The sequence below is a fragment of the Streptomyces sp. NPDC034043 genome (assembly GCF_055575675.1).
In genome coordinates this window covers 187535-199492 of the sequence record NZ_JBVISF010000013.1, presented here as the reverse complement: position 1 = coordinate 199492, position 11958 = coordinate 187535, and the positions used below count along the sequence as shown (strand labels likewise).

Genomic DNA, 11958 nt, shown 5'->3' with positions numbered 1-11958 from the left:
GCAACGTCAACGACGCCACCGCGTTCGGCCAGGTCCTCGACGGGATCCGCGTTCCGCGAGCCGGCACCGGCCGCCCGCGCACGACACCGACCCGGATCCTGGGCGACAAGGCCTACTCCAGCCGGGCGATCCGGCACCTGCTGCGGCGGCGGGGCATCGCCGTCACGATCCCCGAGCGCCGCGACCAAGCGGCCAACCGCCAGCGTCGAGGCCGCACCGGCGGCCGACCGCCCGCCTTCCACACGGAGGTCTACCGCGACCGCAACGTGGTCGAACGATGCTTCGCCCGCCTCAAGCAGTTCCGCGCCATCGCGACCAGGTTCGACAAGCTCGCCGACCGCTACCGCGCCGGAGCCATCCTGGCCTCACTGATCCTCTGGCTCCGCGAACCAGTCCGTGATCATTTGTCAGACACCCCCTAGCCCAGGATCCGCGCCGGAGGTGTCTGCCGGCTGAGCGTCACGAAGGCCATCATGTCCCCAGCTGCCTCGCGAGCGAGAGCCGGGGTGCCTGAAGCATTGCGGGACGCAGAGCAAGGATCTGGATCAGGCACTCAACCGTTGCCCGAGACACAGGCCGTGCCGGATGCGGTCCCACTCCTCGTCGCTCACCACGGGCGCATCCTCGCAGCCGGGTCGAGCCGGGTGCTGTGTGCGGCACGGGAGGCGTTCCGTGCGGCTCCCCGCTCATGGGTTTTCAGGGTGAAAGCATGTCCATCATGACAGGTCAGCGCCGCTTTTCGTAGGACGGAACGCACAGTTCGCGAGGCTTGTCCGTTCCGTTCCCGATCTCTCAGAATCTCCTTCGTGCGTCATCCGGAGACAGGGGGAATGGTGACGATCGATCACGACGCGGTGCTTCAGGCCCGCGTGCTGCTGCTGGGGTCCGGCCGGCCGAGTCGGGCCGAACTGGTCGGGGCGTACCGGGTTCTGGCAGAGGTGAGTCCGAAGGCATACGTGCCGAAGTTGGTCGACGCCCTGCTCGCGCTGCGCTACGAGAGCCGGGATCCGAAGGTGGACGTCGCGCTGGCCGCCGAGGCTTCCCGGGCCGCTCGCAGGATGGAGGTGGGGGCGCCGAACCGGGCGGAGCGGTTGCGCTGGGCCTTGGACGCCTACCAGGCTTCCTTGTTCGCCCTCGGGCGCAGGGCGGAAGGACGCGCGATCTGTGAGGAGCTGGCCGAGGCCGGCCGAAGCGAGCCCCTGGCGAGCGTTCTGGCCGAGGAGGGGCGCTTCAGGGAGGCCGCGGAGCTGGACGAGCAGGCCGCCCGGAACGGGATTCCGGAGCACTCCTTCTGGAACATGGTCCGGTGGGCGGCGAACCTGGAGGGTGCCGGGCTGCACGACGCCGCATCAGCCGTCTTCCTTGAGCTTCTTGAGGAGACCCGGCGCGAGGCAGCCGAACAGCGCACCGCTCTGGCGATACTCACTTGGGAGTTGGTCCACTTCTCCCGGATGCGGCAGGCCGTCGGGGATGGGGCGAGTGCCGCGGCCGCCCGGCGAGAGGCCCTGAGTGTCCTGGAGGAGCTCGCGGCCACGGGCGAGCCGAAGAACTGGAGTTGCATCCTCGGGTGGTGGAGTACGCTCTTCGTCCTGTCGGGGCGGGCAGCCGAACCCGCCGCGAGCCCCGAGTCCCCGATGCCGCCGTTCGGCACGGCGCTCCGACGGTCGTGCGTGTGGGACGGATTCCTCGGCATGCTGCCGGGCCTCGAAGCGGAGGCGGCGAGACTGCGCGAGGCCGACCGGCTGCCCGAGCTGGTCGACGTCCAACGCAGAATCGGCATCCGCGCGGCCGTCCGCGAAGGCGACCACCCCTACCTGTTCGAGGAGCGGTTCACACCCTACTTCGACGAGGGTGTGAGGCTCGCCCGCCGCCTGCCCGACAACCCCGCACTCCTGGCCCGCGCACTCACCGACCGGTCGATGTTCCTCGTCGCGGCACGATCCTTCGAACCCGCGCATGCCGACTTCGCCGAAGCGGTCGCGCTTCTCCACGATCGCTGATCGCACCGCCCGGTCGCCGCGCCCCCGTGCTGGGCACGAGGACGTGGGCCAGGCCGTCGTGGTGCCACCGGTACCGGCCACCGGACTGGAGCCGCCGATCCCAGCCCTGCTGAAGGCTGGGATCGGCTGCTGACCTCCGAGTCGGTCTGCCCCGAGAAGACTGAGACCGCCCCGACTTGTGTGAGGCAGGACAACCGCTGACACTCGGCAAGACCCGCAGCAGGACCTGCGAGACGCGCGTCCGCCAGGGCATCACGAGGGCGGGGCTGCCGGCCTCCTCTCGTCGCCCTCCCTCCGCTGCGCTGGAAGGAGGGAGGGGCCGTGCGGACCAGGGCTCGTACGCTCGGGGAATGATTACCGACACTGACATGCCTCCCCGTGACCCCGAACAGCGTGTGCGGGACGTGCGGGCGCGGCTCGTGGGCGACATGGATCTGTGGGTCGCGTCCGCCGACGCCGACGGGCGGCCGTACCTCGTGCCGCTCTCGTTCCTCTGGGACGGGGACGCCGTCTGGGTCGTCACCCGGCTCTCCAACCCCACCGGCCGCAACCTCGCTGCCGGCGGCCGGACCAGGCTCGCCCTCGGTACCACCCGGGACGTCGTTCTCGTCGACGGCGAGGCGGTCGCCTACACCCAGGACGACGTCCCGGCCCCGGTGGCCGAGGGCTTCCGTGACAAGACCGGCTGGGACGCCCGTACGGCCGGGCCCGCCTACCGCTGGTTCCGGATCCGGCCGGTGACTGTCGAGGCGTGGCATGAGTACCCCGAGTTCCCGGACCGCCGTCTGATGACCGACGGCGTATGGGTGGCCGGGGCTGCGGAGGACCTCCGTCAGCGGTAGCCGTCCCGACCGTGTGGACGGCGAGGTGCACGGCCGGACCCGGTCGCCGCCACCTCCGGCCTGGAGGTCACCGAGCCCCTGCCCTGTCCTTACGGAGTGTGGGCGGGCCATGGCCGGGCCGGGGTGAGCCGGGTCTTCAGCTCCTCCCACGTCAGGTCGACCGGCGCGTGCGTGTCGCGGGCCGTGGCCGTGTCCTTGTAGCCGCTGGACGTGGCCACGCAGACGACGGGGCCGTCCTCGTCGGCCGGGCCGTGGGTGCGCAGGCCCGCGAGGCCGGCCGCCGCGGACACCTCGCACCACAGGCCCTGCGCCGCCAACTCGTCCTGGGCCCGGGCCATCTGCTCGTCGGTTACGGTACGGGCCTCGCCTCTCGTCTCGCGCAGGGCGACGACTCCGCGGTAACCGCTGATCTCGCAGTCGATGGCGTACGCGGCGGTCGGCCCGACCGGGACCCGTGCCGTGTCGGCTCCGGTGCGCATAGCCTGGGTGAGGGCGCCGGCGGCGGCCGGCTCGGTGGCGTACACGCGCGGGACGGCGTCGGTGACGCCGAGCCGGGCCAGCTCCAGGAAGCCCTTGGCGACGCCGTACAGCAGCTCGCCGTATCCGGTGGGGATGTGGACGGCGGCCGGGGCGCGGCCGAGCGCGTGGGCGATCTCGTACGCGATCGTCTTGTACCCCTCGGGTCCGAAGGGATGGCCGGTGTGCGCGGTGTCGGTGACGCTGCTGACCGACTGGTAGCCGAGCTCGTCGACGATCCGGCGCATCAACGGCCGTACGGAACCGTAGGGGACGGTCAGCACGGTCGCCCCGTAGGCGCGCAGGTGGGAGGCGACGGCCGGGGGCGCACAGGGGGAGGTGAAGACGGTGCAGGGGAGCCCCGCGCGGGCCGCGTAGGCGGCGGCCGACGCGCCGTGGTTGCCCGAGGACGAGACGACGATGCCGCGCGCGCCGGACGCCACGGCGGCGCTCACCGCCACCCGGTTCAGGCGGTCCTTGTGGCTCCAGGTCGGGTTGCGGGACTCGTCCTTGATCCAGACTCCGTCGGCTAGCCGTACCAGCGGTGTGTTTCCCTCGCCGAGCCCCGGAGCGGCGAGCGGGGGGAGCAGCGGCGCCCAGCGTTCCAGGCCGTGGGCGGCGGGGCCGGTGAACAGGTCTTCCGGGACGCGGTCGTAGTCGTAGTCGACGTCCAGCGGGTACGCGACGGAGTCGGTGGACATGGCGGGGTCGCCGGCCGTGAGCGGCGGCCACAGGGGGTGGCGTACGGCGGGGTCGCGGAGGGAACGCTGGGCGGAAGCAAGGGAGTTCACGGGATCATTTTCCTTCGGACGCGGTAAGGATGCCAGCGCATCGACCGTGCCAGGTCCTCCTCCACTGCCGAGCGGCATCAGCGGTGGATGCGGCGGCCATGCGCCGCGGTGAAGACCAGTGTTGGGCCTGAAACACCCCCCGGGCAACGCGAAGGCCCTTGAGGCAGGGACGGGGCTCTCCTTCCTGCACACCGACGATGGAGCGGGTGTCTTCCTCACCCGCAACGCGGAGCATGACCTGCTCCCGTCGGTACGCAGGCCGGCCCGCACCTGAACGGTCCGGTGCCCCGCCCCGGCTCCGGTCGCCGGCGGTGACGAAGAGGGTGTACGCCACAGCGAGCAGCAGCTCCCGGGCCGGCGGGGCGGCCCGGCGGTCGCAGGAGATCCGGTGCACGGTCGCCGCGTACGTCTCCGCAGGTCCAGCCGGGGCGGTTCGTCCGGCGCCCTCGCGGGCGGCCGCCCACCCCCGCCGGCGCAGCGCGCCACCAGGCCGGTCCGCCGTACACCCGTAAGGGCCGATACCTGCCGTCCGCCGCCTCGCCACGGCGTCGTGCGGCTCCGGCTCCGGTGGCGCCGCCGTACCGGCGCGGGAACACCAACTCCGCCAGTCCTAAAGGTGGTTGACTCCTCCAGGGCACCTCTGTGACCCTCGTTCCATGAACGGGGACGCGTTAGCGGTCGAGCTTGCCCGGCAGGCGGTCACCGAGATCGCCCCGGACGAGCTGATCCTCTTCGAGGAGACCAGCACGGCCTTTCTCGCCTCGCGGCATGCGGTGGCCCGACGGCGGCGGGGGCACGAGCCGTTGGGCATGGGCGTGGAGATCGTCGGTGAGCTCCTCACCGGTGTGGCCCTGGCCGTGGCGGTGGAGGTCGTCCGGCACGCCGCCGTCAGCGCGGCGGGCGTCGTGGGCGCACGGGCCCGGCCGCGGCTGGCCCGCTGGTTCCGCCGCCGGGGCAGCGAGCCGACGGCTGAGCCGGTTGGCGCAGCGGAGGCCGCGCCGGCCATGGAAGGGGCCGAGGCCGAGGCCGGTGCCCGCGCGGTCGCGGCTCCGGAGGCGGCCACCGCCCCGCCGCCCCTCACCGCCGACCAGCTCGCCCGGCTCCGGGAGATCGCCCTCGCTCGCGCCCTGGCACTGGGGCTGCCCGACGACCGGGCCGGACTCCTCGCGGACGCCATCGTGGGCGGCCTGATCTCCTCGACGCCCGCCGCGTCCACCGAATGACAGCGCCGGCCGTCACTGATCCCGCCCCCACCGCCCGCCCCGACCCGTTCGCCGTGACCTCGGGGACGACGCTGCGCTTCTGGCTGCTCGCCCTCGCCATGTCGGCGGCCGCGACCACCGTGGGGACCGCCTACGTCGGCTGGTTGATCACCGGCGGTGACGGCGTCGACCCCCAGGCCTTCCGGGAGTGCCTCTTCGGGCTCCTCGCCGACTTGGAGGCCGACCGCCCCACCCCGCCTTCGGAGACCTGGTCGGCCTACTGCGGCGGCCCGTCCGGGCTGCGGTCGGCGCTGCTGGACCTCGTACCCCTGGCCCTGTTCTGGGCGGCGACACTGGTCCTGTACTGGGTCCGCCCCGCCATACGCGTCAAACAGCGAGGCCTGCGTCCCTTCCCGGCCGACCGGCTTCCCGCGGTCGCCGCCGAACTCTCCGCGCTGCGTGTCCGGGCCGGGGTCCGTGAGGACGTCACGTACATGGTGGACCTGCTGGATCCAAGGGTCACCGGTCTGGCGTTCGGCCGGCGCGGCAAGCGGTACGTCATGCTCAGCCGTGGCCTGGTCCACCTCTACGATGCGGACCGCACAGCCTTCCGCGCGGTCGTCCTGCACGAGCTGGCGCACCTGCGCAACCGGGACGTGGACATCGCGTTCCTCACGGACTCCGCCTGGCGGATCTACCTGCCGATGCTGCTCGGCCCCGGGATCGTCGCCGTGCCGCTGACGCCGCTGGTGAGCCCGTCCGTCGCCGGGCCCGCGGTCCAATACTTCGCCACCGGCCTGCAGCTGATCCTGCTGGGCACGGTCATCCCGTTGGCCCGCAAGTCCGTGCTGCGCAGCCGTGAACTTCACGCCGACGCGCGGGCCGCCCTCGTCGCGGAGGGGGCGGCGGGGCTGACCGTCGTACTGACGAAGGCGGAGGACGCCAGACGTCACGCGGCCGCCGAGGCCCAGGAAGCGGCGAAGCGCAAGGCTCTGGAAAGGGACGCCCGGCCGGTGAGGAGGGCCTTGGCCCGTGTCCGGCGGTGGTTCAGGACCGTGCCCGGTGGGCGCCGGAAGCCGAAGCGCCAGGCGATGCCGGAGCCGAAGTCCCAGGCGCAGGTGGAGGCGGAGGCCGACGCGATGGACGTCCTTTCCACCCACCCCAGCCCCGGCGCCCGGCTACGGGCCCTCGCCGACCCCCGCCGGCTCTTCTCGTTCTCTCCGGGCAGTTCCCTGGCCCTGGGCGTGGCGGCCACCCACTCCTACGAACCGGTGACGGGCCTCATCCGTGAACTCACCGGCGTCAGCAGGTACGAGCCGTTCGCGCTGCTGCCCCTGGGGTTCGTACTGGGCGCCGGGCTCACCCTGGCGATCTGGCGGGCCGAGCTGGCCGCTCACGTCGCCGGCGGCCGCTGGGAGCAGGCAGACCGCGTCGGGAACGCCTTCGGTATGGGCCTGGTCCTGGGCACCGTCGGCTCCCCGTACTACGCGGCGTCCATCGGCTCGCCCGCCGAGGCGTCGCCGCTCACGATGGGAACCGCCTCGTTCGTGCTGGGCGCCGGCGGCTATCTCGCGGTGCGGTGGATCGCCGGCGCCGCTAGGGCGTGGGCGCCCGTCGTGGCCGCGGGCCGGCGTCCCGGGCTGGTCGTCCACGGTACCGTCCTGTGCGCGGCCGTGCTGCTCACCGCCTGGCTCGCCTTCCTGCTGCAACTGGCCCCCTGGTCCGTGACGCTGGCGTCGAGCCCGTACTTGGGCGGGCTGAGCGACCCGGTCCGGCTCGTCGTCGGCGGGGTCTACTACCTCATGGGGGTCCAGCCGTTCGTCCTGACGCTGCTCCTGCTGGCTACGGCGCTGGTGCCGCTGCTGGGTGGGGTGGCGGCCCGGCGGGCGGGCGTACGGGCCCCGGAGCCCGGCCCGGGTACGGCGCTGCGGACCGCCTTGTGGAGCTCCGGCGTCGCCGCCGTCCTGTGGTGGTCGGTGCACGTGTTCAGCGCCCTCTTCGTGCCCGGTCTGCTGCCCCGGGATCCGTACGCCTACGGGCTCGTGGGCGCCTGCCTCGCCCAGGTCGTCGTGGCGCTGATCGTGGAACGCCGTACGCGGGCGGCGGCCCGTGATCTGAGCCCGCTGCACGGCCTCCTCGCCGCCGTCGTCGCGGGTGCGGTGCTGCACCCGACGCTGCTCCTGGCCCATGACCACTCCCGGTGCCTGCGCTTCGGGTTCGGCTCCGCGAACTGCCACATCCTGCCGTGGGCCGCCGAGTGGCCGCTCCTGGCCATGCCCTACAGCTGGGGGCTCATCGCGGCGGGCCTGACGGTCCTGCTCCGGGTCGGTCTGATCCGCCGAAGCCGTCGGCCCGGGCAGGCGGCGCCGACGGCGTAGCCCTAGCCCACAGGCGACCTTTGACGCGGCGCCGCGGTGTCCCGGGCCTCCACCTGCTTCGCCGGGTCGCCCTGGACGTTCTGCATCGCCTGCCCGAGCGGCTGCGGGGTCGCGACGTAGTCGGCGCCGTCGATCCCGCGGTGGATGGGGCCGGGCCACGCGGCGCCGGTGCGTACTGGACGAGGTCGACCCGGCCGCGCGAATCGTCCGGCACGCCGGGACCGGCTTCGACGAGGACGAGTGCGCGTACGGCGTCCCATTCGCCGGAGTGTCCGGCGAGGCCGTGCAGCGGGACCACGGGCGGCCCCGAGCCGCCCCAGTCGCGACAGGACAGTCAGCGTTCGACGCCGGCCACGTCAAGGAGCTGGTGCATGAGGTCGTAGGGGAGTGCGTGGTTGCGGGCTGCCGTTCGCGCCATGTTCTGCGCAGTTGCGCCAAGGAGTTCGACGAGGCGGGGAAGTGGCAGAAGCGGGTGGGACGCCGCGTGGTGCCGGACCATGTCGTCCGGGTCGTGGGAGAGGCGCTCGACGAGTTCCGGAACGGCGTGTGGGTCGCGCATGGCGGCGTACCGCAGTCGGTGGTTCGGGCTGTCGGCGAACCGGGCGAGGCCGGGCCGGGCGAAGTTGCGACGGGAGGTCAGCAGGACCCACCTCGGAGAGTCGGCGAGCATCTCAACGAGGAGTTCGTGCGGGGCGTGGTCGTTCTCGCACAGCATCGACCTCACGTAGTGGTCTTCGTCGCCTGCCAGCCGCTCGATCACGTCGGCGGGCAGTTCCGCCGCACGCGTGACGGCGCGCCGCAGCATGACATGGCTGGAGGCCGCGATCTCCCGCAGCGCATCAGGGTCGTCGAAGTGTTCCTCGACCCAGGCAGGGACCGGGTAGCGGGCCTGCGGGGCCGTGTAGTCGATCGTTGCCCTCTGTTCCTCCGTCAAGTCCGCTCGGGTGGACACGGCCAGTCGCACGCCGGGATCGGCGTCAGCGGCCAGCGCGAGGGCGAGGGGCGTGGGCACGTGCGGGTTCCGGGCGGCCCGTTCACGGAGGGAAGGGTCTTCGTGGGTGGCGAGGAAAGCCGCCAGCCCCGCGTCGACGGGTGCGGCGAGGGCGGCGCCGAGACGGCGGTCCTCGTCCGCTTCGGTGAGGAAGGCATCGACCGTCGTCGGCAGGGGCATCATGAGCCGGGTCACGCGTTCGAACGCCTCGCGTACCCGAGGGTCGGGGTCGGCCCCCGCCGCGGCTCGGACCGCCGCAGGCAGTCTGTGCCAGGTTCGGGAGTTGATGGCGGCGGCCCGGACGCGGGCATCGCGATCCTCGGCCAGCAGGAGCAGGCTCTTCTCCGGCAGACCCACGAGTTCTGCCGCGCTGCTCCGCGGCCCGGCGTACGGGCTGGTCGCCAGTCGGACCAGCACCTCCGTCGGCAGCTCGACGCCGAAGGCTTGAGCGATCCGGATCATGCGGCGCTGTACGGCCGTGTTCGCATCTTCAGCCAGTGTTCCGTAGACCTCCGCCGGCAAACGGGAATTCCCGACCAGGATGCTGCGGACGTCCGGGTCGGGGTGTTCGGCGGCGGCCATCGCCGCGGTCTGCGACAGCTCGCGCTTGCCGAGCAAACGCCACGCCTCGGACCGGGGATCCAGTGTGAACAAACGACGCAGCACCGAGTCCGGGGCCGCGTGGTTCGAGGCGAGCCCCGCCACCCATTCCGCATGGAGGCCGGAGTCCGTTTCGAGCAGCCGCAGGGCATCGGCGCGTATCGATTCCGTTGCTTCGGAGAAACCGAACGCGACCTGAGTCAGCTGATCATCGTTGTGCGCCATGGAGAGATCATCGCAAGTCGGCTGGTGACCATCGATGCGACTGCATCGGCTCCGAGCAGGAGACGGCCGCCCGTGGTGAGGGCCGGACCCGGTAGGTGGCGTACGGGTCGGAGCCGCACGAACCCGACCCGGGCCCGCGGCCGGACCGCGACTACGCCGAGCTGGTGGCCCATCGACGATGCCGGACGGCCTGGTCCCTGACGCGATCCCGTCCGCCCCGGCTTGGCCGCCAAGATGGCCCTCCGCGCACCTGCAAGGGGGTGAAGCCGAGGGGTTTCTGACGCTGCGCACGGCCAGGGCACCGGAGTCTGCCGGGCCGTCACCGCCCTCCCTGGTCCAGCAGGGGGCCACCGCACCGGCCGGACTCGCATGGTGCGGTCCGGAGATTCACCCTGCTGTACTCGGTCCCCTGAACTGCGTTGGAGTGCTGCACCGGGGCTGTCAGTAACCAGGCCAAGGGCAGCGGCGTACACGAGAATGGTCCATTGCTTTGCCGGCCCGGCACAAGGCGTCCGTCGGTCGCCCACCGGTGGGCGCGTTCGGTGAAGACCGGCTCCAGGTCAGGGCGCGGAACCGTTTCGCTGATCGCCGATGGGCGGACCGGACCGCATCGTGGCCATGGCCGTTCAACGCCACCGGGCTCGTCCGGGAGGCCTGCGCCGGGGCCGGTCTTCGACGGGGCGGCGCGGGGGTGCTGGAGTCGTCGGGGGAGGAGCGGCAACAGGCCTGGCCGGTCACCGGGCGCCGACGGCTGTGGCCATCGGGCGCCGTGCTCGGGCCGCCAGTCACCACGCACAGGGTCGCGCCTTGTGCCGCGGCCCCCGGCGGGTCGCGGCCGCGGACGACCGACGACTGCGGACGGCACCGCGCCGCCTGGCGGGCCGCGAGATCTCGTCGGGGATGCAGCCGACCATGACCCAGCGGGCGTGCCGTATCAGGGGCACGCCCTCGGCCACGAGGCGATCCTCCTCGAAGCCGGTGTCCGCCAGCACCTGCCGAAACCCATCACCCCCAAGCCAATGAATCAAGAAGCAGGGCTGTCGAGGTGCGTGATGATGTCGTGGGCTCGTTGGATGCGGGGGTGGTCGGGGAGGAGCGCTTGCTGACAGGCGTGGAGTGCCTGCCGTGCCGTGGCTTTGGCCTCTTCGTGGTGGCCGAGGTGGTGTAGGGCGATGGCCTCTTCGTGGTGGCCGAGGTGGTGTAGGGCGATGGCCGTGAGTATTTCGATGGTGCCGGTGCCGGTGCCGGTGCCGGTGCCGGTGTCGGCGGGGGAAGGGTCGGTCACGGTTTCGCGGGCTTGATCGAGAGCTTCCTGGTAGCGCTTTTGGCCGTTGAGGCTTGCTACGAGGACCGCGTTGAGGCCGGCGCGCGTGGGTCCTTCGGCGCGGGGGAGGTTTCCGCGGGCGATCACTTCGGCCTCTTCGTAGCGGTCTTGCCAGCAGAGGGCCTCGGCGAGGTTCCACAGGGCGGTGAGCTGGTGTTGCCCTACCGGTGTGAGGGGTGACAGGCGGCCGGCGACGCGGAGTATGTCCAGGGCCTCGTGCTCGGCTTCGGCGTAGCGGTGCTGCGCGATCAGTGCGCCTGTTCGGTTGATACGGGCCGTGAGGAGAAGGGCCTGCCTGGCCGGAGTGTCTGCAGCCTCCCGCATCTCGGCGATGAGCGCATCCAGCTCGGTGAGTATGTGTGCCCCTCGTCCGAGGCTGATCGCGGAGGCTGTGGCAGTGATGGAGGCCGACCACCTCGGGACGGGGTCGCGGTCTTTGGCACGGCGGGGATCTGAGAGGAATGCCCGCGCGGCCGCCTCGGCCTCATCGGCCCTGCCCATCTCGGCCAGGTCGCAGATGCGGTTGAGTTCTGTGACCTGTCGGCGGCCGACGCTGTTCTTGAGCAGTCCTTTGCGCCACAGGAGGTGCCGCACGTTTCCCTTGAAGATCACAGGCCAGAGGTTACGTAGACACAACTCGTCAAGGGAGAGGAGAGGCCCGCCCCGGGCTGGGCCGCCGACGCCCTGCGCCCGCTGCTCGACCGCGCGGTGCTGGCCGCTGGCGGGTGAGGACTGGCCCCGGACGGCCGGTCAGGTGGTCCTGTTTTGCAGAGTGCCGGCGTCGGCCTGACCACGTTCCTGCCCCAACTCGGCCAGGTGGCCAAGCCGTCAATCAGGCGCGAGGGCCAACGCCGCGCGCATCCAGGCGTCATCGTCCTTGTCCGAGCCAGGGCCAGCACCTGGCAGCGGCTCGCCCTGATCGTCGGCCCCGCCCCCCGAGAGCAGCCCGCGCCCGGGCCACGCCCACGTCGTCCAGGACGGCGACGCCCACCCAGCCGAGGTGCCGCTGATGACCGACGCCCAAGTCGCTGACTGGCTCACGGACCCGGAGGAACACGAGCGCTGACCCCGGGGAGGATCTCCGGCCGC

8 protein-coding genes are annotated in these 11958 nt (G+C 72.2%); 5 read left to right on the top strand and 3 right to left on the bottom strand.

The features are described from left to right. The 3 genes from ACZ51S_RS27735 to ACZ51S_RS27725 all read left to right on the top strand — a co-directional run. Nucleotides 1-422: transposase (locus tag ACZ51S_RS27735; RefSeq protein ID WP_468962317.1), on the top strand; the 422-nt coding region annotated here is incomplete at its 5' end. Nucleotides 423-830: 408 nt separating this feature from the next. Further along, nucleotides 831-2000: a hypothetical protein gene (locus ACZ51S_RS27730; RefSeq protein WP_468962315.1), complete on the top strand. Its 1170-nt coding sequence runs from the start codon at nt 831-833 to the stop codon at nt 1998-2000. A 350-nt stretch (nt 2001-2350) separates the two neighbouring features. Next, nucleotides 2351-2842: a pyridoxamine 5'-phosphate oxidase family protein gene (locus ACZ51S_RS27725; RefSeq protein WP_468802300.1), complete on the top strand. Its 492-nt coding sequence runs from the start codon at nt 2351-2353 to the stop codon at nt 2840-2842. An 89-nt stretch (nt 2843-2931) separates the two neighbouring features. Here ACZ51S_RS27725 and ACZ51S_RS27720 read toward each other — a convergent pair whose 3' ends face one another. Next, nucleotides 2932-4149 carry a threonine synthase gene (locus ACZ51S_RS27720; protein WP_468962313.1) on the bottom strand — a complete coding sequence of 406 codons (1218 nt, stop codon included), beginning with the start codon at nt 4147-4149 and terminating at the stop codon, nt 2932-2934. A gap of 656 nt (nt 4150-4805) precedes the next feature. Here ACZ51S_RS27720 and ACZ51S_RS27715 point away from each other — a divergent pair. Both ACZ51S_RS27715 and ACZ51S_RS27710 read left to right on the top strand, forming a co-directional pair. Next, nucleotides 4806-5372 (top strand): hypothetical protein, encoded by a 567-nt coding sequence (locus ACZ51S_RS27715; RefSeq protein WP_468476002.1) that lies wholly within the window; start codon nt 4806-4808, stop codon nt 5370-5372. Next, the gene (locus tag ACZ51S_RS27710; protein WP_468962311.1) at nt 5369-7729 is read left to right on the top strand and encodes a M48 family metalloprotease; all 2361 of its coding nucleotides are present in this window, start codon (nt 5369-5371) and stop codon (nt 7727-7729) included. The genes ACZ51S_RS27715 and ACZ51S_RS27710 overlap by 4 nt, the downstream gene beginning before the upstream one ends. Before the next feature lie 334 nt (nt 7730-8063). On the opposite strand, the gene ACZ51S_RS27705 is transcribed toward ACZ51S_RS27710, so the two are convergent. Beyond that, nucleotides 8064-9545, bottom strand: coding sequence for a hypothetical protein (locus ACZ51S_RS27705; protein ID WP_468962309.1), 1482 nt, complete (start codon nt 9543-9545; stop codon nt 8064-8066). Between the two features lie 1024 nt (nt 9546-10569). Then, the gene (locus ACZ51S_RS27700; protein ID WP_468962308.1) at nt 10570-11481 is read right to left on the bottom strand and encodes a hypothetical protein; all 912 of its coding nucleotides are present in this window, start codon (nt 11479-11481) and stop codon (nt 10570-10572) included. Nucleotides 11482-11958: the final 477 nt, after the last annotated feature.